The sequence below is a fragment of the Streptomyces sp. SD31 genome (assembly GCF_052068475.1).
GTDB lineage: Bacteria > Actinomycetota > Actinomycetes > Streptomycetales > Streptomycetaceae > Streptomyces.
On record NZ_JBQHCX010000001.1, the window covers coordinates 437,173 to 458,239 of the forward strand.

Sequence of the window (21,067 nt, forward strand, 5' to 3'; positions counted from 1 at the left end):
GAGTGCGAGGACGCTCCCGGTTCCGTGGGTGGATGAAGGGGAACGGGTCGGCCCCGGCCAGTGCGGCCGGGGCCGATCTGTGCGTGCGTCGGCCGCGCATGTCCTGCGCGTCCGTCAGCCGCGTATGTCCTGCGCGTCCGTCAGTCGATACGGCGGCCCTGGGCGTCCTCGTGCGTGTAGTAGCGGTAGAACAGCACGGCGAAGAAGGCCGCGCCGATCACCAGCCCCAGGAGCGCGGACTTGAGGACGGTCTTGTCGGTCTGGCTGTACAGGAACCCGAACGCGCCGGCTGCGAAGGCGGCCCACAGGATCGCGTGCACCTCGCGGATCGAGCGTTCGGCGACCCAGCGCACGGCGACGTACAGCACCATGAAGGCGGCCGCGGTGACGAAGCCGAAGAGGAGGTTCCAGCCGGTGATCTCCCCTCCGGAGCGCCGGTTCGCCGCGGCCCAGTAGCCGTAGACGAGCCCGAGGACGATCGGTGCGGCGATGCTCGCGACGCGGTGCGTCCGCGCGCTGAAGATGTCGGGCAGGCCGCTCGTGCCCGTCCTCGAGGTCCTCCTGCCGGGTGCGGGTGCCGCATGAGCCATGAGAGCACTCCTCTCTCCTCGCCCCCGCCATCCAGGGCACACCTGAGGGCGGCCGTTCGGCAAGTCGTGGGGAGCCCGGCTACCCGGATGCGGCTGGCCGAACGCCGTGTTTCGCTGAAGCCCATGAGGGCCGTAAGCGACGGTGGAGCCGGCCCGCAGGGCGAGGCGCGTCGGTCGCAGCTGCTGCGCGTGCGCGGCCGCAGCGTCGCCTGGGTGCCGCCGTTGCTGTTGCTCGTCGGCATCGTGGCGGTCGACTTCGAGACCAGCAGCGACTTCCGGATCCTGTCCTGGATCGTGCTGGTGCCCGGTATCGCCGCCGCGATCTGCGGGTTGTGGGGGACGGCCGTGTTCGCGGTGCTCGCGCCCGCCACGTATGTCGCCGCGGACGCCGCCCTGCCGCACGAGTACCAGGCCGGCCTGCCCGACCTCGTCCTCGCCGGCATCGGCGGCGTCCTCGCCACACTGGCCTGCGCGATCCGGGTCCGCGGCGAGCAGCGCATGCTGCACATGCAGGACGTCGCCGAGACGATCCGCCGTACCGTGCTGCGTCCGCTGCCGGCGGGCTGGGGCGGCCTCGAGCACGCGGCGGTGTATCTCGCGGCCGACAGCGAGGCCAAGGTCGGCGGCGACTTCTACGACATCCAGATCGGCCTGCACGGGACCCGCGTCATCCTCGGCGACGTGCAGGGCAAGGGGCTCGGCGCGGTGGAGGCGGCGGCCGCGCTGCTCGGAACGTTTCGTGAGGCCGCGTACCACGAGCCGGATCTGACGACGGTCGCCGTGTGTCTGGAGCTGCGCATGCAGCGGCACATCTGGATGCGCATGGCGCTCGGCAAGGAGGAGGGCGACCGTTTCGCCACCGCCGTCCTGCTCGGCTTCCCCGAGGAGCGGCGGGACGCCGTGGACGCCGTCGTCCTCGGCCACGAGACCCCGCTCGTGGTCTGCCCCGACGGCGTACGGTCCCTGCCGCCCGGCCGCGGCCTTCCCCTCGGCTACGGCGGACTCGTCCCCGCGGACGGGCCGCCGCCGGTGCTGCGGGTGCCCCTGGCTCCCGGCGAGACGCTGCTGCTGACCACGGACGGCGTGACCGAGGCCCGGGACGGGGACGGCGTCTTCTACCCGCTCGCCGACGAGGTCGCCGCCGCCGTCGCGGCCGACCCGGGGCTCGCGCAGCCGGGGCGCCTGGTCGCCTTCGTGCGAGAGCGCACGCTGCGGCATTGCGGGGGGCATCTGGACGACGACACGACCGTGTTCGCGGTGCGGCGGGGGGACGGGGCGCGGGGGAACGGGATGCGGCGGAACGGGATGCGAGGGAACGGGATGCGGGGGAATGGGGACGGAAATGGACGTTTGCGGTCCTGAGATCCCCCGTTCGCAGCCGCAGCGGTTACGGTGCTGCCGTACGTGATCGACGGGGGATGGGGAGGGACCGATGCCCGGAACCGTGCTGCTGCTGGCCGCCGCACCGGCGGCCAAGGGCTGTCTGGTGGACGCCGCCTCCGTGCTCCCCGTCCTCGCCGCGGTCCCGCCCACCGTGCTGTCCGGCACGGACACGGCGAACGTCGTCGAGCTCGCCGACCCGCTGGAACCGCAGGCCGTCCTCACCCGCCTGCGCGCCGCCGCGGCCGCACCCGCCCCGCTCACCGTCTTCGTCACCGGCCAGCTGCAACTGGACCGCCGCCAGCACCTGCCCCACCTCGCGCTGGCCCGTACGACGCCCGCGACCGTCCGCTACACCGGCTTCCCCTGGCACTGGTTCCGCGAGGAACTGCGCCTGCGCGCACCGGGCTCGACCACCCTCCTCCTCGACCTGCACGCCGACGCCGAGGCCTGGGAGTGGCTCCTCGCCCACCCCCTCGACTCGGGCCGCAACAACACGGTGTACGGCCGCATCGCGCCCCCGCCGAACCGCCGCACGGTGGCGACGCCGGCCTACATGAAGGCCGTCGCCACCCTCCTGCGCAGCGGCCACCGCCCACCCCTCGACCAACTGCACCAGCAGGCCCTGTCCCGAATCGCCCCCGACTCCGGCCCGGGCACCGACATCATCCTGACCGCCCAGGGCCCGACCCAGTTCCCTACACCGACCCGAGCAGCGACCCCTGCACCGAATGCCGCGCACAGCTCCCCGCCGGTGCCGGGTGCTGCGCAGAGTTCGGTGCCGGTACTGGTGCCGGTGGCGGTGGCGGGTGCTGGGCAGAGTTCGGTGCGGATGCCGGTGCCGGGTGCCGGCCAGAGTTCCGTGCCGGTGCCGGTGCCGGTGCCGGTGCCGGTGCCGGGTGGCGCGCAGAGCCCTGCATCGGCCCCCCTGCCGGGTCCCGCCCGGAATCCCCCGCCGACGCCTGCGCAGAGTCCCGCACCGGGCCCTGCGTCGAGCACCGAGCAGAACCTCCCGCCGATGCCAGGGCAGGCCCCTGCCCACAGCCCTGCATCGCCTTCGGGACCGACCTCCACGCCGAGCTCCACGTCGGCTTCTGCGCCGAGCCCCGTGTCGAGCCCCGCGTCGGCTTCTGTGCCGAGTCCCGCGTCGGCTTCCGCGCCGAGTGCCGCGTCGGCTTCCGCGCCCAGTTCCGCGCACAGTTCCGCGTCGAGTCCCGCGCAGAGTCTCCCGTCAGTCGCGGGGCAGAGCCTCCCGCAGGCGTCTGCCCACGGCTCTACCTCGGCTTCTGTGCCGAATGTGGTGTCCCCTTCCGTGGCGGCTAGCGGGTCGAGTCCCGCCCCGGATCCTGCGCCGGGCTCCGCCCCGGATTCTGCGCTGAACGCGGTGCAGACTTCCGTGGGGGCTTCCGCGCCAGGCTCCGCCCCGGCTCCCGCGGCGGCTTCCGCGTCGGCTTCTTTGCCAGGCTCGGCCCCGGCTCCCGCGGCGGCTTCCGTGTCGAGCCCCGCGCCGGCTTCTGCGCCCAGTTCCGCGCAGAACCTCCCGCCGATCCCGGCGCAGAGTCCCCCGCAGATCCCTGCCCACAGCCCCGCAGCGGCTTCCGCGTCGAGTCCCATGCCGACCGCCGCGCCCGGCCCCATGCCGACTTCCGCGCCCAGCCCCGCATCGGCTTCCGCGCCCAGCCCCATGCCGGCCGTGGCCCCCAACCCCATGCCGGCCGCAGCCCTCAACCCCACGCCAATCCCCGCCCCCAACCCCACGCCAACCCCCGCCCCCAACCCCACCCTCGCTTTCGCCCCCAGCCCCGCGTGGGCCCCCGCCCACACCCCCCTGCCGAGTGACCCGCACGGCGACATCGCTGCTGCTGTCGAGGCGGGGCGGGCCGGGGAGGCTGATGCGTTGGCTGCGCATCATGAGCAGGTTGCTGTGCGTAGTCATGGGCCGTACTCGGAAGAGGCCCTGCACTGGATCGAGGTCCGGGCGGATCTGGCGATGCTGGCGGGGGACTCGGTGCGTAGTTGCCGGACCTGGCTGACGGTCGCGTCGGCGCGGCTCTCCGCGGGGCAGGCCCCGGACGCGCCCGCCGTGGAGGCCGCGGTGGATCGGGCCCATCATCAGTGGGGGCAGATCCATGAAACGGCCGCGGTACGCGAACTGGGGTCCGCCCTCGCGGAGTTGAGGGGCCGGGTGCCGGGCCGCCGACGGGGTGCTCTGGAGAACGTCCATCAGCGGCTGCGGCAGTTGCAGGTCAGCGGGTGAAGGTGAAGTACTTCCAGCCGCCGTACGTCGTCGCGTTGACGTTGTCGCCCGACGTCGTGTCGATGTAGGAGGAGCGGAGCCGGAAGCGGACGCCCGTGGGCGGGTTGTCGTCCAGGAGGACGGAGTCCTTGCCGTAGCTGTCCAGCCCGAAGTACTCGGTGGTCGTCGTGTGCCAGGCTCCGCTGTAGAACTGCTGGATCTGGAACTGGTACTTGCGGCCCGGGTACATCGTCATCGTCGTGTTGTAGACGGGGTCCTTGGACTGGCGGAAGTAGTAGTACTTCGCGTTCCAGGCGGTGGCCGTCTTGTAGGCCCCGGTCAGCGAGGTCGAGATCGCCACCTTGGTGTAGACGGTGTTGGTCGTCGTCTTCGCGGAGTAGCGCGTGTCCCCCGTGAACCTGGCGCTGACCTTGGTGTCCCGGGTGAGGTGGACGGTCGCCGTCAGGTTGCCCGCCGAGTCGACCGTGCCCTTCCTGACCAGCGTGTTGGGCTTGTCGGAGCCGTAGGGATCGGCCCAGATCTCCACGGTGCGGTTCTTGTACGTGGTGCCGAGGTGCGCGGTGAAGCTGACATTGCTGCCGTAGCCGTACACCTTGAGGTTGTTGTTCAGCGTCAGCGTGGTCGCCGTTTTGGCGACGGTCACCGAGTCGGCGGCCGTGGCGCCCGCGTGGTCGGCGTCGCCCGCGTAGGTCACGGTGTAGGTCACCTTGCCACCGGCCGGCGGGGTGTCCGTGAAGGAGTACGAGCCGTCCGCGGCGACGGTCGCCGTGCCGAGGGACTTGCCGGCGGGCGACTCGTCGTCCGTGCGGGTGACCGAGAGCGTCGTGCCCGCCGGGAACGCCACCGGGGAACTCAGCGTGCCGGTCACGGTCAGGGGCTTGGCGCGGGTCGCCGTGGCGGGGGCGTCGGCCGTGAGGGTGGTGGACGCCTTCGTCGGGGCGTCGAAGACGCGCAGCGAGTACGCGTCGCTGTCGTTCTTCGACACCGCGAACAGCTTGCTCTCGTCCGGCGCCCAGGCCAGGCCGCGCGCGGCGAGGGTGTCGGCGCCGCTGCTGGTGCCGGTGTTGGGGAAGTCGTACTGCTTCAGCGGGGTCGACACACCCTGCTTGAAGACGTGCACGTCCGGGTCGTACCAGGAGAAGGTGCCCGCCGCGACGTCGCCGTTCGGGGCGATGTCGACCGCGTTCGGGTAGGTGTTGGTGACGTACTTGCCGTCCGCCGAGAGGTCGGAGAGCTTGTAGGCCGCCTGGTAGTACGGGGCCCCGCTGGCCGTGATGACGTCCTTGCCGTCCGGCGTGACCGCGAGGTCGGCGAGGTTGCCGCCGCCGGTGTTGCCCGGGTCGAAGGCGTACGCCGTCCGGCTCGCGGTGCCCGAGGAGACGTCGTACACGGCGAGGACGACCGGGCTCTGGCTCGGCGCACCCGCGACCAGTGTGCCCGGGGCGCCCGCGGAGGCGTCCAGGATCGGGGCGTCGTAGAAGGTGCGGCTCGTGTCCTGGCCCAGGGTGACGACCGGGTCGGTGCCGCTCAGGTCGAGCGAGCCGATGTTGCCGTCGCCCCCGGCGCCGTAGCTGAACCAGAGCTTGCCGCCGGTGAGGGCCACGTACTCGGGGCCGGCCGTGCCGGTGGCGTAGCGGTGGGCCTCCGTCGCGGTGGCCGTGTCGATCGCCACGACCGCGTCGGCGTCCGCGACGGCCGCGTACAGGGTGCCCGAGTCGGGCGACAGCTCCAGGCCGTGGACGCCGGGCAGTGAGCCGACGGTCCCGACGACCGTGCCGGCGTAGTCGGTGACCAGGACCTGGCCGGCGGTCGGGTCGCTGATGAAGACCCGCTGGTGGGCCCCGTCGACGACGACGTCGCCGGTCGACTTCAGGGGCAGGGACGTGCTGGAGTCGGCGGCGGCCGACCCGGCGCCGGTCGCGACCAGGGCGACCGAGCTGAAGAGGACCGCGAGTGCCGTCGCGGTAGTCGGAAGAGTGCGTCTGCGCACGGTTTTTCGAACCCCCCGGAACGAAAGAAGCGAAAGAAGCGAAAGAAGCGAAAGAAGCGATGAGAGCGGACGCGGCAGCAGGGCGCGCGTGTACCGCAGCCAGTAAGCGATCGCAGGCTAGGTCATCGCACTGACAGCAGGGTTAAGCCGTGTGTAAGAGCCGGGTGTGAACGAGCCGGTGTGAATGAGCCGGTGGGCATGGGGAAGCCCCCGGCGGGACAGGGGGGGAGTGTCCCCGCCGGGGGCGGCTGTGGGCGCCGGGTGTCAGCTCCAGGCGTTGAAGCTGATGCCGGACGGCTTGGCCGCGTTCAGGGTGCCGCGGAAGTGGTCGTCCTTGTCCTGCAGGGGGAAGTTGGCATGGTCCCAGCTGGAGCCCGCCAGCGCGTTCCAGGCCGTCCGGTTCTTGCTCCACAGGGTGTCGTAGGGGACCAGGGCCGGACGGTCCCAGCTCCCGTTGCCCCACGCCTCCGCCCGCTCTCCCGCCTTGGCGAAGCGGAAGGAGTGTGTTCCGAAGGGGCCGCGCGGGAGGCTTCCGTCCTTGTGGTAGACGGCCTTGAAGCGCTTGCCCTCCCGCTCCACGTCGTTGAACCGCTTGGTGGTGTAGTTGCCGTGGGCGGAGACGGACACGTAGCTGGGCCACTGGTCATTGCCGTGGTACCAGACCACGGTGGCCTCGAAGTCGTGCCGGTGCCCGAACTTGTCGACGGCGCCGGCGACGCCCTGGTCCTTCTCGAAGTACAGGGTGTAGACGATGCCGCACCAGCCGGAGCCCTTGTCGCACTTGGACCGCGAGTAGGTGTTGGCCTGGCCGAGGTGGTTGCTCTTGCATCCGCCGCCGAGCGACCCGCTGTTGTGGAGGCCGCCGTTGAGCCTGCCGCTCGCGTCGACGGCGGCCGCGGGGTAGCAGCCGTCCGCGTCGTAGTCGAAGAACGGCTGGAACATCTCCTGCTTCACGGCGCCGTCGCCCATGTAGCCGAAGGGCTTCAGCAGGGCGGCGTTGGCGCTGCCGGCCACGCCGACGGTCAGCGCGGCGACGCTGCCCAGGACGAGGGCGGCCTTGCCCAGGCGGGACGTCCTCTTGGTCTTGCCCTTGGTCTTGACTGCCTGCGACACGAGGGTCTCCTCCATGCTCGGTCTGCCGGGAATCCGGCGGTGCGAGATCGAGACTGGAGAGCGGAAAGTTGTTCGGCAGGCCTTCTGACCAGGGAAATCAATTCCGCGCGGCGTTTTTGGAGGGCTGTTCGCCCGGGCGTCATGACCGCCGCTGACTCGTTTCTGTGCCGTTCACCTCGCGTTCTACGGCCGCCGCGCGACATCCGACCTCCGCGACCGACTCCTGGAACCGGAGAATTGATTGACTCGTCTCCTTTGTCAGGACAATCAAATTCCATGATCAGTGGTGAGTTGTCCGGTGATGCGCGTCTTGTTGCCTTTCGTTTGCCTGCACGTCGCCGAGGGCGTGCTCGGGCGAAAGGTTCCGCGACGTATGGTCACCGCTCTGACGTCGGTTTCGTCGGCTGTGTGGAGGTACGTGCGCATGGGTCGCCCTGAAAGACCCCTGGACCCGGAAGCCGGTCCCATAGCCCGGCTCGCCCACGATCTCCGCGAGGTGCGCAAGGCCGCGGGCACCCCCTCGTACCGGCGCATGGCCGAGGCGGCCGGTTTCTCCGCGACAACGCTGTCCCAGGCCGCGGCCGGCGAACGGCTGCCGTCCCTCGCCGTCGTCCAGGGCTACGTGAAGGCCTGCGGCGGCGACCCCGCGGAGTGGGAGGCCCGCTGGAAGGAGGCGGACGCGGAGGTCGCCGAGGCGGTGCGCCAGGAGTCGGCGGACACCGCACCGCCGTACCGGGGCCTGGCCCGCTTCGAGCCCGGCGACCGGCACCTCTTCTTCGGCCGGGACCGGATGGTCGAGGAGCTGCACCGGCTGGTGTGCGACCACCGGTTCGCGGTGCTGTTCGGGGCGTCCGGCAGCGGCAAGTCCTCGCTGCTGCGGGCCGGGCTGATCCCCGCCCTGCGCGAGGAGATGGCCCGTGGGATCCGGCCGGCGGTGCTGCGGGTGCTCACCCCGGGAGCGCGGCCGGCCGAGACGTACGGACACCTGCTGACCCCCGCCGAGGACGAGCCGGAGAGCTGGGTCGTGGTCGACCAGTTCGAGGAGGCCTTCACCCTGTGCCGGGACCGCGAGGAACGGGCCCGCTTCATCGACCTGCTGCTCGCCGCCCGGTCCCCGGGCAGCAGGCTGCGGGTCCTGGTCAGCGTACGGGCCGACTTCTACGCCCGCTGCTCCGAGCACCGGGGCCTGGCCGACGCGGTCTCCGGCGCCGGGCTGCTGCTCGGGCCGATGACGGCGGACGAGCTGCGCGAGGCGGTGACCAAGCCGGCGCAGGCCGCCGGGCTGCTGGTGGAGCGGGAGCTGGCGGCGCGGATCGTCGGCGAGGTCGTCGACCAGCCCGGCGGACTGCCCATGCTCTCGCACGCGCTGTTGGAGACCTGGCTGCGGCGCAAGGGCCGGGTGCTCACCCTGGCCGCGTACCAGGCGGCCGGCGGGGTGCGCGGCGCGATCGCGGCGACGGCGGAGGAGGTGTACGAGCAGCTGACCGAGGACCAGGCGCGCACGGCCCGCCGGTTGCTGCTGCGGCTGGTCGAGCCGGGCCAGGGCACCCCCGACACCCGGCGTCCGCTGACCCGCGCCGACCTGGCGGAGTGGACCGGTCCCGGCGTGCCGGAGGTGGTCGAGCGGCTGGCCCGCGCCCGCCTGCTCACCGCCGACGAGGACGGCGTCCAGCTCGCCCACGAGGCCCTGATCACCTGCTGGCCGCGCCTGTCCGGCTGGCTGGACGAGGACCGCGAACGGCTGCGCCACCACCGGCGCCTGACCGAGGCCGCCCGCGCCTGGCTGGAGCACGATCGCGACCCGGGCGGGCTGTACCGGGGCGGCACGCTGGCGCGGGCCGAGGAGCTGTTCGGGGACGACGACGGCACGCTCACCGTGTCGGAGCGGGGATTCCTCGTCGCCGCGCTGGAGGCCCGGGAGGCCGAGCAGCGGGCCGCCGCGCGGACCGCCCGAAGATCCCGGGCACTGGTCACCGCCCTGTCCGCCGTCCTGGCGGTGGCGCTCGTGGTGAGCCTGGCCGCGTGGAGCCAGCACCGCGACAACGAGCGGCAGCGCACCGACACCGCCGCCCGCCGCATCGCCGCCGTCGCCGACTCGCTGCGCACCACCGACCCGCGCGCCGCGATGCTGCTGGGCGTCGCCGCCTGGCGCGTCTCCCCGCTCCCCGAGTCCCGCCGGGCCCTGCTCGGCGCCCTCGCCCAGCCCGAACAGGACATCTTCTCCGACCCCGCCCCCGGCGAGACCCCTTTCCGCTACCTCACCGCCTCCGGCCGCACGCTGCTGAACATCGAGGACCGCACCTGGCGGACCTATGACGTGGCCACGCACCGCCGCACCGGCTCGGGCCGGCTGCCGGTCGACGACTACGAGGTGGTGGCGGTCTCTCCGGATGCCAAGGTCGTGGCGGTGAGCGGAGCGGACGGCATCCGGCTGTGGGACACGGCCACAGGACGCTGGACCGGCGGTGGACCGTGGCCGCTGCTCTCCGACGTCGTCATCGGGGACCACGCCTATCTGGTGACCGGCCCCGAAGGCGAACGGGCCCGCGTGCGCTCCGTCACCGACGGCAAGTCGATGTTCGAGGGCCCGGCGGCCGACCGCACGGACATGGCCCCCGACGCCCGCACGGTCGCCATCTGCCCCACGGGCGGCCAGGGCGCAAAGCCACCACAGGTGTGGGACACCGCCCGCGACCGGCCGCTGCCCGGCGAGTGGACGCAGGACCAGAACGTCTGCGCCGACAACGACTCGTCGCTGATCATGGGCGCCGGGCAGCGGATGGCCGCCGTCTCCGCGTCCGGCATCCGCGTCTGGGACACCGGCTCCGGGCGGCTGCTGGCCGATCTCACGGCCCCGGGCGTCGAGTACACCTCCTTCAGCAGGGACGGCAAGTTCCTGGCGGCGGCCGACGGTACGGAGATCAAGGTGTGGCGGCTGGCGTACCCCGATGCCCCGGTCTACCGGCATTCCCTCAACAACCAGTACGCGTACGGCGGCCTCGCCTGGGACCCCGAACACCCCGTCCTTCGCTACCTGGAGGCCGGTACGGTCCACTCGCTCGACGTGGCGACGGCGGTGACGCCGGCCTGGCACGACGACGACAGTGCCCTGTCCGCCGTCCGCCTCGCCCCGGACGGCCGCGCCCTCGCCACCGCCGAAGTCACGGACGACGGCTACCGCTTCCAGCTGCGCGACACCCGCGACGGCCATGTCGTACGGACGCTGCCGTCGCCGCCGGTGCCCGCCTCCCTGGCGGGTACAGACGGGGCCGCCGCTCAGGAGGGCACAGACCAGGTCATACTCGGCGACACCCAGGCCCTGACGGCGTTCAGCCCGGACGGCGGGTTACTCGCCTACGGCGTCTCGGCGCCGGGCCGAGAGGCGGCTCCACAGCGGATCACGATCTGGGACCTGCGCCACAACAGGGTCCGGGACACCCTGGACCTGGCCACCGCCGACTCGGCCGGGGCGGTCATCGACCTCGCCCTGGGCTCCGGCGGCCGCACGCTGTACGCCGTGCGCACGCCCGCTATCGGAGAATCGCGCGACGAGGTGTGGGACACGGAGAGCCACCGCCGCCGTTCCGTGGTGACCGGCCTGGACAGCGGCAACCTGGCCGTCCGCCCCGACGATGGACTGCTGGTCGGCGACAACCGCGTCGCCCGCCTCCCGAACGGGTCGGTGACCGGAAAGGACCTCGTCCAGGGCGACCAGATCGGCGCCATCACCTTCAGCGCGGACGGCTCACGGCTGGCGGTGGGCGACGGGACCGGACGGGTCGCGCTGTGGGACGGGGACGTGCGGCACAAGGCCGGGGTCCTGCGCAACGTCTTCCCGGCCCGGCTCGGCGACACCCCGGAGGGCGTCAGCGCGCTGGCACTCAGCCCCGACGGCCGCACGCTCGCCGTGGGCGGTAGCTCGGGCACGCTCCAGCTGTGGGACGTCGCCACGCAGCAGCCGCTCGGCGACCCCCTGCCGACGCCGGGCGAGGAGATCGCCTCGGTGGCGTTCAGCGAGGACAGCGGCACGGTGTACGCGGCGGGGACCCACGTGCCGCTCCAGCGGTACGTCGTCGGCCCCGAGCGGGTGGCCGAGCGGGTGTGCGCCCGGGTGGGCGGGCAGCAGCTGACGCGGGCGCAGTGGCGGACGTATGTGCCGGACGCGGCATACCGGAAGGTGTGCGGGGACTGACGCCCTGAGCTGTCCATTGGTTGATTGCCCTGATGAGACGGGCTGCCAATCAATTCCCCGGCCTGTCAGCCTCGTTCCAGCCGTGGCGCGGGCAACCTCCTCCGCTCGCGCCGCGGCGGGCTGCCCCGATCAGGGCCGCGAAGGGCAGCGCCCGACACGACCGAACCGGAAGATCCCCCCACATGTAGTCCATCAAGAGTGGCGGCCGACGCCTCGGCGTGCTCGCCCTGATCCCCTTCTCCACGGGCACGGCCAACGCGGCCACCCCCGGCTGGGGCTCCAAGAGCACCGCCGACCGCGACCGCGACAAAAAGATCCACGGCTAGGCCCGCGCCGGCATCCCCGTCTACCTGCTGATTGACCGCGAAGAGGCGGAGGTCACCGTCTACTCCGAGCCGTCCGGCGACGAATACACCCAGACCCCCAAGTACAAGCTCGGCCTCTCCGTCCCGCTCCCCGCCCCCCTCGGTTTCGAGCTGGACACCGCCGAGTTCTGAGGCCGCTCCGCGTCGGAAAGGCCCGCCGCCCGCGCCGGCCCCGCGTTCGCCGCCAGAATCAACGTCGCCACGGCGACCACGGCGGCCGCGAAACCTCGGGTATAACGCTCGGTGGTGCTGGTGCGTTCCTGCACGGCGACCTCGCAACAGCCATGGGTTAATCGCGTTTGATCCGCCGTTTAACCTAGGGGCTGTCGGACCCGAACGGCAAGGGTCACAGGGGGAGTTGGACGAGGTGGGGGGCGTTGAGCGATGGCGGACCGTGACGATCCGGAGACCATCGGGCGAAGGGTGCAGCGACTGCGGGCCGACCGGGGGCTGACCCAGCGGCAGCTGGCGGAACCGGCGTACACCCCCGCGTACGTCTCCACCCTGGAGGCGGGCCGCGTCCGCGCCTCCGACGACGCGTTACGGCACATCGCCGAGCGGCTCGGCGTCGCCTTCGAGGAACTCGCCACCGGGCGCCCCGCCCACCTCGTCACGGACCTGCGCCTGAGGCTGACCGAGGCCCAACGCGCCCTCGCCACCGGCGAAGCCGAGACGGCGGCCGAGCAGTACGCCGCACTGCTCGCGGAGGCGGAGACGCACGGGTTCGCCGAGGAGCGGGCGGTCGCGCTGCTGGGGCTCGGTGAGTGCGGCATCGACAGGGGTGAACTCACCTCCGCCCGGCGCCACTTCGAGCGGGCCGAGCAGGTCCTCGCCCAGGCCGACGCCCCGCTCCCCGCCCGCGTCCCGGCCCTGCGCGGGCGCGCCGTCTCCCACTACCTCGCCGGGGAGCTGCGATACGCCGTCTACCTCCTCGAATCCACCCTCGACGAGCTGAACCGCGGCGGACTGCACGACCCCGACGCCCTGCTCCTGCTCTACACCAGTGTCATCGGCCCCTACATGGACATGGGCGCCCACGCCCGCGCCGCCCAGGCCGCCGAGTACGCCCTCGCCCTCGCCCCGCAGGCGGCGGAACCGGCCCTGGTCGCCCGTATGCACCGGTCCGTCGCCCGCACCCTCCTCGCCGAAGGGCGGATCGCCGAGGCCGACGCCTCCCTCGCCAAGGCCGCCGAGCTGTACCGGCAACTCCAGATCCGTACCGAACTCGCCAACTGCCACTGGATGCGCGGCTACGTCTACGCCCAGAACGGCGAACTGGAGCGCGCCGAGGCCGAACTGCGCGAGGCCCGCTCCATGCTCACCGCCCAGCGCGCCGCCCTCTACACCAGCCAGGTCGCCGTCGAACTCGCCGACGTACTGCACCGGCGCGGCAAGTCCGAGGAGGCCGCCGCCCTCCTCCACGAGGTCCTCGACGACCCAGGAGTTCGCGGACAGGCTCTCGGTCCCGAACGCGGCGCCCTGCACGCCGCAGCCGCCCACCGCCTCCTCGGCATCATCGCCGAGGACGCCCACGACACCGAGACCGCCGAGGAGCACTACGTCCGCGCCCTCAGCCTCCTGGAGCGGGCGGGCGCGGCCGGTGACCTGGCCGACCTGTGCCGCCTCCTCGGCGACCTGCTCCGCCGCACGGGACGGGTGGAGGCGGCCCTGGACGCGTACCGCACGGGCCTCGGCCACCGCACGGCCCCCGGCACCACCACCCTCGGCCCGGCCCCCGCACAGCCTCCTCTGTGAGGAACCCAAGCCCGCGCACAGGTGCCACCGGTTAGCCTGCGCGTGGACATTCGACAGGTGGGGACAGCGTGCAGAACCAACGGACCGTGGCCGACGGCCTGCGACCCGGCGTGCGCGCGCTCGTGTACGCCGTGCTCGGCGGCGCCGCGCTCATCGCCATCGTCACGGTCGTCTCGGTCCTCGGGCCGACGCTCGCGCTCGACCTCTACACGCCGCCCGTCGCCGCCTGGTGGACCGTCTTCACGGCGATCGCGGTGCAGGGCGTGCCGTTCCTGCTGCTCGGCACGGTCGTCTCGGCGGCGATCGGCGCCTTCGTACCGGAGAAGGTCTTCAGCCGACTCCTGCCCCGCAACCAGGCGCTCGCCGTCCCCGTCGCCGGGGCGGCCGGTGTCGTCCTGCCGGGCTGCGAGTGCGCCTCCGTGCCGGTGGCCGGGAGCCTGATGCGGCGCGGCGTCGCCCCCGCGGCCGCCCTCGCCTTCCTCCTCTCCGCCCCCGCCATCAACCCGGTCGTCCTGGTCGCCACCTCCGTCGCCTTCCCCGGTCAGCCGAAGATGGTCCTCGCCCGCCTCGTCGCCTCGCTGGCCACAGCCGTGGTGATGGGCTGGCTGTGGGCCCGGTTCGGCCGCGAGGAGTGGCTGCGCCCACCCAAACGGCACACCGACCCCACCGCCACCGGCCCGCGCGCCTTCACCGCCGGGCTGCAGCACGACTTCCTGCACGCGGGCGGCTTCCTCGTCCTCGGCGCGGCGGCCGCGGCGACGTTCAACATCGCGGTGCCGAGGTCGGTGCTGGATCTCTTCACCGGGTCGGTGTGGCTGTCGGTGCTGCTCCTGGCGCTGCTGGCGGTCGTCCTGTGCGTGTGCAGCGAGGCGGACGCGTTCGTCGCCGCCTCCCTGAGCGGCTTCTCGCCGACCGCGCGGCTGGCTTTCATGGTGGTCGGGCCGATGGTGGACCTGAAGCTGATCGCCCTCCAGGCGGGGACGTTCGGGCGGTCCTTCGCCGTGCGGTTCTCGTCCGTGACCTGGGTGGTGGCCGTGGCGAGCAGTGTGCTGGTGGGGTGGTGGCTGCTGTGAGGCGCTACGGGCCGACGGTGCTGCTGCTCCTGACGGGCGCGGCGATCCTGCGGATCTCGCTCTTCAGCGAGCTGTACCTGCGGTATGTGCAGGCAGGGCTACGGCCCTACCTGGTCGTGTCCGGTTTCGTGCTCATCGCGCTGGCAGTGGCGGCGGCCGTACGAGGACGAGAGCGGCCGGAAGAGGACGACCACGGCCCCGACGACCAGCAGGATCACGAGCACGACCACAGCCACGACGACCAGCAGGATCACGAGCACGACCACAGCCACGACAACGAGCAGGAACACAAGCACGACCACAGCCACAGCCCGCGTATCGCCTGGCTCCTCACCCTCCCCGCCCTCGCCCTCCTCCTCTTCCCGCCCCCCGCGCTCGGCTCCTACAGCGCCGAACGCGAGGCGGCGCAGCGAGTGGCGCAAGGGGTCGGGGCCTTCCCGGCGCTGGTGGCCGGGAACCCGGTGGAGCTGACGGTGGCGGAGTTCAGTTCCCGGGCGATCTACGACAGCGGACGGTCGCTGGCCGGCCGCACGGTCCGGCTGACCGGCTTCGTCACCCGCGACGACGACGGCACCTGGTACGTCACCCGCCTCTTCGTCGCCTGCTGTGCCGCCGACGCCACCACCGGCAAGGTCGAGATCCGGGTCGCGGACGCCCCGCCCGTCGACGCCTGGGTCACCGTCACCGGCATCTGGCACCCCAAGGGCGCTCTCGGCACGGAGGCGGCATGGCCGCCCGTCCTGGACGCGGCGTCGGTGCGGCGGATCGCGCAGCCCGCGAACCCGTACGAGAAACGGTAGAGGCGGTCGCCGCGCGGCGGTCGGCGGGGTTTCGCGGGGCGGGCCACGGGTAGTCGGGCGGCGTCCGGGTGAGCGGGTGGTACGACCACCCGAGGGCCCTGGACAAGCAGGCCGCTCTCATGATGAGGAGGCTGCCGTGCGGCCCAAAGACGGTCATCGTGATGAGCGGGGACGCGAGTGGACCGGTGCCACGGACGCGATCGCCGAAGGCGTACGCGGTGCGGGCCCCGGCGAGATCCCGGCGCGGCTGTGCGACGTCGCCGTGGAGCTGCTGCCCGTGACCGGCGCGAGCGTGTCGCTGCACAGCGACGGCATGCCCGTCCAGCTGGGCGCGAGCAGTGCGCAGGCCGCGTATGTGACCGAGATCCAGGCCACCTTGGGCGACGGCCCCTGCCAGTCCGCCGCACAGAGCGGTGCGCCGGTGCTGGCCTGTGATCTGACGGCCGGGCGGGACGTCCTGCGCTGGCCGGTCTTCGCCCAGCAGGCCACGGCCGCCGGGGTGCGGGCGGTGTACTCGATGCCGCTGGGCAACGACACGGTGTGCGTGGGCACGCTCGACCTCTACCGGGACACCCCCGGCGACCTCACCGACCGGGACCTGCGGACGGCACGGCTGGTGGCCGGGATGATGACGGTGGCGCTGATGGCACTGCCGCGCGCGGAGGACGCGGGCGACCAGGACGAACAGTGGCTGAGCGGCCTCGCCGCCGACCATGACCAGGTCTACCAGGCCACCGGCATGATCATGGCCCAGCTGGGCGTCGGCACGGACGAGGCACTGGCACGGCTACGGGCCCACGCCTTCGCGGACGGAAGCACGGCACTCGACGCGGCACGGGACGTGGTGGAACACCGGTTGCGGTTCGACCGGGAGTAGGCCGGAGTGGGCCCTGCGGGGCCCTGCGGGCTCACCTATGATCGTCGATCATGGACATAGTGGGTCTCTTCCTCGTGCTGGCCGCGTTCGCGGGCATCATCACCATCCAGAGCAGGATTTCCCGGACGGATCAGCGAGTTGCCCGGGTCGAGCGCAAACTCGACCTGGTTCTCGACCACTTGGGGCTGCAGGCCGACGAGCCCCGCATGGACGAGGTCCTCGCGCTCCTGCGGAACGGCAAGAAGATCGAGGCGATCAAGGTCTATCGGGAGATCACCGGGGAGGGCCTGAAGGAGGCCAAGGACGCGGTCGAGCGTCTCGCCGAGCGCATGGCCTGACCGAGCGCATGGTCTGACCGAGCCCATGATCTGACCGAGCCCATGATCTGACCGAGCGGTCAGACCTCCACCCGCCCCCGTTTCCTGACCTCCGCCAGGCGTTGGGCGCCCAGTTCGACGGCGGCCAGGGTGGCGTCGCCCGGTACCTCGCCGAGGCCGCCGTTGGTGACGGTGATCACGTCGTCGCCGACGCGGACGACGGCGACGTGGAGGGTGAGCGTGGGCGGCTCCTCGTCCTCGTACTCGGAGACGCCACTGAGGACGATGTGCAGACCCCGCCGGGCGTCGCCGACCTCCGGCATCTGCGCCTCGCCGACCTCCACGGTCATCATCCCGCCCCGCGCGGTCCTCGCCATGAACTGCCCGCACGTGTCCGGCAGGCTGCCGAGCCACTCCAGCGTCCGGTCCACCTCGTCCGGCCGGTGGGCCACGACCTGGTAGCGCAGCTGGGCCTCGTCGTACTCGTCGTCCAGCCCGACCGAGGCGCGCGTACTGGCGTCCGGCCCGAACAGCTCCTCCGTGTACAGGGCGTCCAGCAACCGCCGGCACTCGGCCGACTCGGCGCTCGCCTTCAGCATGGCGTCCCGCCAGGTGGCGACGCCCTGGGTGGGAACCCAGGGCTCCCCGAGATCGGCCTCACTGATGAGCGCGGCCCGCGCCTGCGCCTCGGTGAGGGTCGGGGCGGCCGCCGGGGTCGGGGGCCCGGTGGCGGTGTCCGCGGGCGAGACCGCGGCGGGGACACCCGAGACCGTCCTGTCCGGCTGGGCGAGGGAGCAGCCGGAGGCGGTGGTCAGCAGGCTGGCTGCGGAGAGCGTCGAGGCGATGACGGCGCGGGCCGGGGGACGGGGCATCGCGAGCCTCCTGTGCTGGGGGTCGAGGGTGCGCTCAAGATCGGGTGCGTGTTCTTAAGGCACCATCACGGGAGTACGACCACCAGCGCGCCGGTCCGTCCGGGTGACGGCGACAGCGCCGACAGGCCCGAGGGCGTGTATCGAATGTGCTGGTCACAGCCACTTCATGCGGCCGGGTGCGGGAGCACCCGGGCCGTCGCGGCTTGGACGAGGGGCCTGCTCCAGTCGGGTCCGGATCAGGAGGGGATGGCTTCCACCAGGCGGGCGAGCCCGTCCGGAGTGTCGTCGACGAGCAGCAGCAGCCGCGGTGCGGTGCCGCCTCCGGCTTCGCCCAGAATCTCCAGGAAGACCACCAGTACGCTCTCGGGCTCGTCGGCAAGAAGCTGATCTGCCTCGCGGACGACGATCGTGAGTGGCAGCGAGGACGCCTGCACTGTGTCCTGCACCACGTCGAGCAGGCAGTCGCGGAAGGCGTCCCAGTTGTGGCCGAAGTGGTCCGGGAAACCGAGCGCGGCGGCCCATTCGGTGAACAGGTCCCGGCTGGTGCGGCAGTGAGAGCCGCGCACGCCCCTCCTTGCCTGCACTTCGCCCGCTGCGGCGGTCAGCGGAAGAATCCATGTTGCCGTGCTCATTTCAATTTCTCCTTGTCGGATGGCAGCGGCGTCGGCCGCACGTCCCGTGCGGCCGACGCCTACTGGTGTCCTCGACCGCCGAACTCAGAAGCGGCCGACGAAGTAGAACGTGCTGTAGTGGTCGAACGTGACGTAGACGTGGCCGCTAATCGTGTTGCGCACCATCCGGATGGCGCCGCGGTTCACACCCTGACCACCCGGGGTGGTGAAGGACGCCATGTCGTACTCCTCGTAGACGGTGTTCGCGCCGCCCACAGCGTTGCCCGCAGCCACGCCGCGGTACATCTCCTCGTTCTGGAGCGCGTGGCTGTTGTCCCGGTACTGGCCGCCGATGAAGATGTACCTCACGTTGTTGTTGGCCTGAGACCCGGTCGAGTACCAGGACCTGGGGTTGCTGTGGCTCGGCCATCCCCGACCCGGAGTCGAGTCGATGCGGTAGTAGGCCGTGCTGTTGTGCCAGTTCACCGCGCCCCAGTTCACGTTGTGGTTCGCCCAGTAGTGCGCCCACCCGAGGACGTTGTTCCAGGACTGCTGGGTAAAGCCCGCCGGCGCCTGGCAGACCGCGGAGCACTGCTGTGACGGCTGGGCGCTCGCGGTGCCCGCCGTCGTCAATACACCGGTCATGAGGCTGAGCAGCACGCCCACTATGGCGAGGACGCGGTGGTGGCCCCGCAGCCGGGCCTTCCTGCGGGCTTCCGTGTCAGGCGCGGACGCCTCGGCAAGAGAGGAGGACACGTCTTCTTCCTGGACTCGTTCCAAACGCACGATGGTGCTCCAGACATGAGGGGGGTGGGTAATGGCCGGAACCGGGCGCCCGCAGACCGCGGAACAACCGGTTCTGCCACCGAGACTGGCAACCGGAACATTGATCGGCACGTCACTTCAGCTGGGCAATCAAACTCGCCGGCGCCGCCGGGTTTGTTCGCCTCCCGGTCGCCCACTGTCATCAACGCACAGCCGCCCGGGGCGCGGTCTGTGCCGGATCGGCATCTAGCAGGACGTATGACCCGCGATGTCTTTTTGGCTGGGTGTGTCGTGAATGGGAGGTGGACCCATGGGGCGTCCGGAGAAATTCGTGGACCCGGAGGCAGGTGCCGTGCAGTGGCTCCCCCACGAGCTGCGGGAGCTGCGCCGGGCCGCGGGCGGTCCGTCGTACCGGGTCATGGTGGAGGCGTCGGCTTCTCGGCGACGACGCTGTCCCAGGCGGCGGCCGGGGGAACGGCTGTCGTCGCTCGCCGTCGTCCAGGGGTACGTGCGGGCGTGCGGGGGCGACCCGGAGGAGTGGTAGCCGCGCTGGAAGGAGGCGGAGGCCGAGGTCAACCGGGCTCCGGTGGAGAAAGAGGACGACGGGCCGCCGCCGTACCGGGGCCTGACCAAGCTGCGGCAGCAGGTGTGTGGGCACCGGTTCGTGGTGCTGTTCGGGGCGTCCGGGAGCGGGAAGTCCTCACTGTTGCGGGCGAGGCTGATTCCCTGCCTGCGCAGGGAGATCGCCCGCCGCGACCGTCCGGGGTGCTGCGGATCGTCGCGCCGGGGCCGCGTCCCGCCACGACGGAGCCGCGGACTGGGTGGTGCGGTGGGAGGTCCAGAAGGTCGTGCCGGTCACGGCCTGCGGACGTGGCCGATGAAGGCGGCGTAGGCCTCCGGGGAGAGCGTGAGGGTGCCGTGCTCGGGGTTCTTGGAGTCGCGGACGGCTATGCGGGGGGTGAGGGCGGCGACCTCGACGCACTCGCCGCCGCTGGTGCCGCTGTAGCTGGACTTACGCCACGTCGCGGCCTTCAGCTGCTTGCTGGTGTCCATAGCGTTCCTCCATCACGCGGGCGATCATGTTGGCCGAGTCCTCGGGCGAGAGGGCGCCAGCCTGCAAGCGAGCGTATCCGACGGAACGTTCCCTAATAACTTGCGGGTTGGGGGTCATGTGCCCTTGGTCGTAGCTCTCGCAGTAGAAGAGGTCGGGGTGCTCGTCGAAGCGTAGGAGGGTGAACGAGCCCATCATCCCGGTGTGCGCACCCACGGAGTACGGCAGCACCTGGATGTGCACCGACTGGTTGTTCCGGAAGCTCAACAGGTGGGCGAGTTGCTCGCGCATGACGTCCCGGTCGCCGACCATCCGGTACAGCACCGACTCGTCCAGGATCACCCAAAGCGCGGGCGGCTGTTCGCGCTCCAGGATGCGCTGCCGATCCATACGGGCGGCGACCATCTCCTCGACCTTGTCGGGGTGGTCCACGCACAGCAGCGCCGCCGCGTACGCCTTCGTCTGGAGAAGCCCGTACACCAGCTGGCTCTGATACGTGGAGATGTACGTCGCCTTCGCCTCCATGTCCGCGAACGGCTGGAACCACGTCGGCAGCTGGCTGCGCAGCACCAGCCCCACCAGCCGCGAGAAGCACCCGTCCGTTCCCAGCGCCACGTCCACCCGCTCGGAGAACGGCCGCGTCGGCACCTTCAGCGTCGTCTCGATCTGGCCGATCAACGACCCCGTGCAGAAGACGATCGAGCCCAACTGCTTCAGGGTCAGCCCCGCTTCCTCCCTCCTTCTCCTCAGCTCCCAGCCGTAGTAGTCCAACGGCGAAGCAGTGGGGTCGAGTTGACGAATGTGAACCAAGGCGGGCACCCCCAGAGTCCGGTCTGTAGCTGAGCGTAACCGCACGGCTTCACAGTGGTGATGTGAATCGGGAAATCATCGCGACATCCCCGCCCACCCCCTGTTACGGTCCCGGCATGCAGCGCGCCATCCCGTCCCTCACGACGACGCCGGACCCCGTCCCGGCGCGCTGACACCTGAGCGAATCCGAAGCCCCGGGGCGAGTGCCCCGGGGCTTCGTCGTGGGTGCTCGTCCGTATCCCCTGGAGG

General features: G+C 71.7%; 19 protein-coding genes. 11 read left to right on the forward strand and 8 right to left on the reverse strand.

Features of this window, described 5'->3' with window-relative positions; all coding sequences use genetic code 11:
• Positions 1-140 precede the first annotated feature (140 nt).
• Positions 141-590: a hypothetical protein gene (locus ACTMVF_RS01950; RefSeq protein ID WP_441269183.1), complete on the reverse strand. Its 450-nt coding sequence runs from the start codon at positions 588-590 to the stop codon at positions 141-143.
• Positions 591-713: 123 nt separating this feature from the next.
• Here ACTMVF_RS01950 and ACTMVF_RS01955 point away from each other — a divergent pair, with 123 nt between their 5' ends.
• Positions 714-1,952, forward strand: a complete 1,239-nt coding sequence (locus ACTMVF_RS01955) for a PP2C family protein-serine/threonine phosphatase (RefSeq protein ID WP_441269184.1) — start codon at positions 714-716, stop codon at positions 1,950-1,952.
• A gap of 70 nt (positions 1,953-2,022) precedes the next feature.
• Positions 2,023-4,227 (forward strand): hypothetical protein, encoded by a 2,205-nt coding sequence (locus tag ACTMVF_RS01960; RefSeq protein WP_441269185.1) that lies wholly within the window; start codon positions 2,023-2,025, stop codon positions 4,225-4,227.
• On the opposite strand, the gene ACTMVF_RS01965 is transcribed toward ACTMVF_RS01960, so the two are convergent.
• Together ACTMVF_RS01965 and ACTMVF_RS01970 are read right to left on the reverse strand one after the other, a co-directional pair.
• Complete coding sequence (locus ACTMVF_RS01965) at positions 4,217-6,217, reverse strand: Ig-like domain repeat protein (RefSeq protein WP_441269186.1); 2,001 nt, start codon at positions 6,215-6,217, stop codon at positions 4,217-4,219. The two genes, ACTMVF_RS01960 and ACTMVF_RS01965, sit on opposite strands and share 11 nt — an antisense overlap.
• 264 nt (positions 6,218-6,481) lie before the next feature.
• Positions 6,482-7,330 carry an NPP1 family protein gene (locus ACTMVF_RS01970; protein ID WP_441269187.1) on the reverse strand — a complete coding sequence of 283 codons (849 nt, stop codon included), beginning with the start codon at positions 7,328-7,330 and terminating at the stop codon, positions 6,482-6,484.
• 424 nt (positions 7,331-7,754) lie between these two features.
• Here ACTMVF_RS01970 and ACTMVF_RS01975 point away from each other — a divergent pair, with 424 nt between their 5' ends.
• From ACTMVF_RS01975 to ACTMVF_RS02005, 7 genes are all read left to right on the forward strand, one after another.
• A complete protein-coding gene (locus tag ACTMVF_RS01975) occupies positions 7,755-11,522 on the forward strand; it encodes an nSTAND1 domain-containing NTPase (protein ID WP_441269188.1) in 3,768 nt (1,255 codons plus the stop codon).
• Positions 11,523-11,878: 356 nt separating this feature from the next.
• The gene (locus tag ACTMVF_RS01980; protein WP_441269525.1) at positions 11,879-12,019 is read left to right on the forward strand and encodes a hypothetical protein; all 141 of its coding nucleotides are present in this window, start codon (positions 11,879-11,881) and stop codon (positions 12,017-12,019) included.
• A 252-nt stretch (positions 12,020-12,271) separates the two neighbouring features.
• Positions 12,272-13,642 (forward strand): helix-turn-helix domain-containing protein, encoded by a 1,371-nt coding sequence (locus tag ACTMVF_RS01985; protein WP_441269189.1) that lies wholly within the window; start codon positions 12,272-12,274, stop codon positions 13,640-13,642.
• Positions 13,643-13,710: 68 nt separating this feature from the next.
• The gene (locus tag ACTMVF_RS01990) at positions 13,711-14,715 is read left to right on the forward strand and encodes a permease (RefSeq protein ID WP_441269190.1); all 1,005 of its coding nucleotides are present in this window, start codon (positions 13,711-13,713) and stop codon (positions 14,713-14,715) included.
• The gene (locus tag ACTMVF_RS01995; protein WP_441269526.1) at positions 14,712-15,515 is read left to right on the forward strand and encodes a TIGR03943 family putative permease subunit; all 804 of its coding nucleotides are present in this window, start codon (positions 14,712-14,714) and stop codon (positions 15,513-15,515) included. The genes ACTMVF_RS01990 and ACTMVF_RS01995 overlap by 4 nt, the downstream gene beginning before the upstream one ends.
• Positions 15,516-15,651: 136 nt before the next feature.
• Positions 15,652-16,392 (forward strand): GAF and ANTAR domain-containing protein, encoded by a 741-nt coding sequence (locus ACTMVF_RS02000; protein ID WP_441269191.1) that lies wholly within the window; start codon positions 15,652-15,654, stop codon positions 16,390-16,392.
• Between the two features lie 50 nt (positions 16,393-16,442).
• Positions 16,443-16,730 carry a ribosomal protein L7/L12 gene (locus tag ACTMVF_RS02005; RefSeq protein WP_441269192.1) on the forward strand — a complete coding sequence of 96 codons (288 nt, stop codon included), beginning with the start codon at positions 16,443-16,445 and terminating at the stop codon, positions 16,728-16,730.
• A 59-nt stretch (positions 16,731-16,789) separates the two neighbouring features.
• Here ACTMVF_RS02005 and ACTMVF_RS02010 read toward each other — a convergent pair whose 3' ends face one another.
• From ACTMVF_RS02010 to ACTMVF_RS02020, 3 genes are all read right to left on the reverse strand, one after another.
• Complete coding sequence (locus tag ACTMVF_RS02010; protein ID WP_441269193.1) at positions 16,790-17,581, reverse strand: hypothetical protein; 792 nt, start codon at positions 17,579-17,581, stop codon at positions 16,790-16,792.
• A 236-nt stretch (positions 17,582-17,817) separates the two neighbouring features.
• A complete protein-coding gene (locus ACTMVF_RS02015; RefSeq protein WP_441269194.1) occupies positions 17,818-18,213 on the reverse strand; it encodes a barstar family protein in 396 nt (131 codons plus the stop codon).
• A gap of 84 nt (positions 18,214-18,297) precedes the next feature.
• A complete protein-coding gene (locus ACTMVF_RS02020) occupies positions 18,298-18,948 on the reverse strand; it encodes a hypothetical protein (RefSeq protein WP_441269195.1) in 651 nt (216 codons plus the stop codon).
• A 319-nt stretch (positions 18,949-19,267) separates the two neighbouring features.
• Here ACTMVF_RS02020 and ACTMVF_RS02025 point away from each other — a divergent pair, with 319 nt between their 5' ends.
• Positions 19,268-19,501 carry a hypothetical protein gene (locus ACTMVF_RS02025; RefSeq protein ID WP_441269196.1) on the forward strand — a complete coding sequence of 78 codons (234 nt, stop codon included), beginning with the start codon at positions 19,268-19,270 and terminating at the stop codon, positions 19,499-19,501.
• Between the two features lie 123 nt (positions 19,502-19,624).
• Positions 19,625-19,849, forward strand: a complete 225-nt coding sequence (locus ACTMVF_RS02030) for an nSTAND1 domain-containing NTPase (RefSeq protein ID WP_441269527.1) — start codon at positions 19,625-19,627, stop codon at positions 19,847-19,849.
• Here the strand turns inward: ACTMVF_RS02030 and ACTMVF_RS02035 are convergent.
• Positions 19,813-20,010, reverse strand: a complete 198-nt coding sequence (locus tag ACTMVF_RS02035; protein WP_441269197.1) for a DUF397 domain-containing protein — start codon at positions 20,008-20,010, stop codon at positions 19,813-19,815. The genes ACTMVF_RS02030 and ACTMVF_RS02035 overlap by 37 nt on opposite strands.
• The gene (locus tag ACTMVF_RS02040; RefSeq protein WP_441269198.1) at positions 19,970-20,818 is read right to left on the reverse strand and encodes a helix-turn-helix domain-containing protein; all 849 of its coding nucleotides are present in this window, start codon (positions 20,816-20,818) and stop codon (positions 19,970-19,972) included. The genes ACTMVF_RS02035 and ACTMVF_RS02040 overlap by 41 nt, the downstream gene beginning before the upstream one ends.
• Positions 20,819-21,067: the final 249 nt, after the last annotated feature.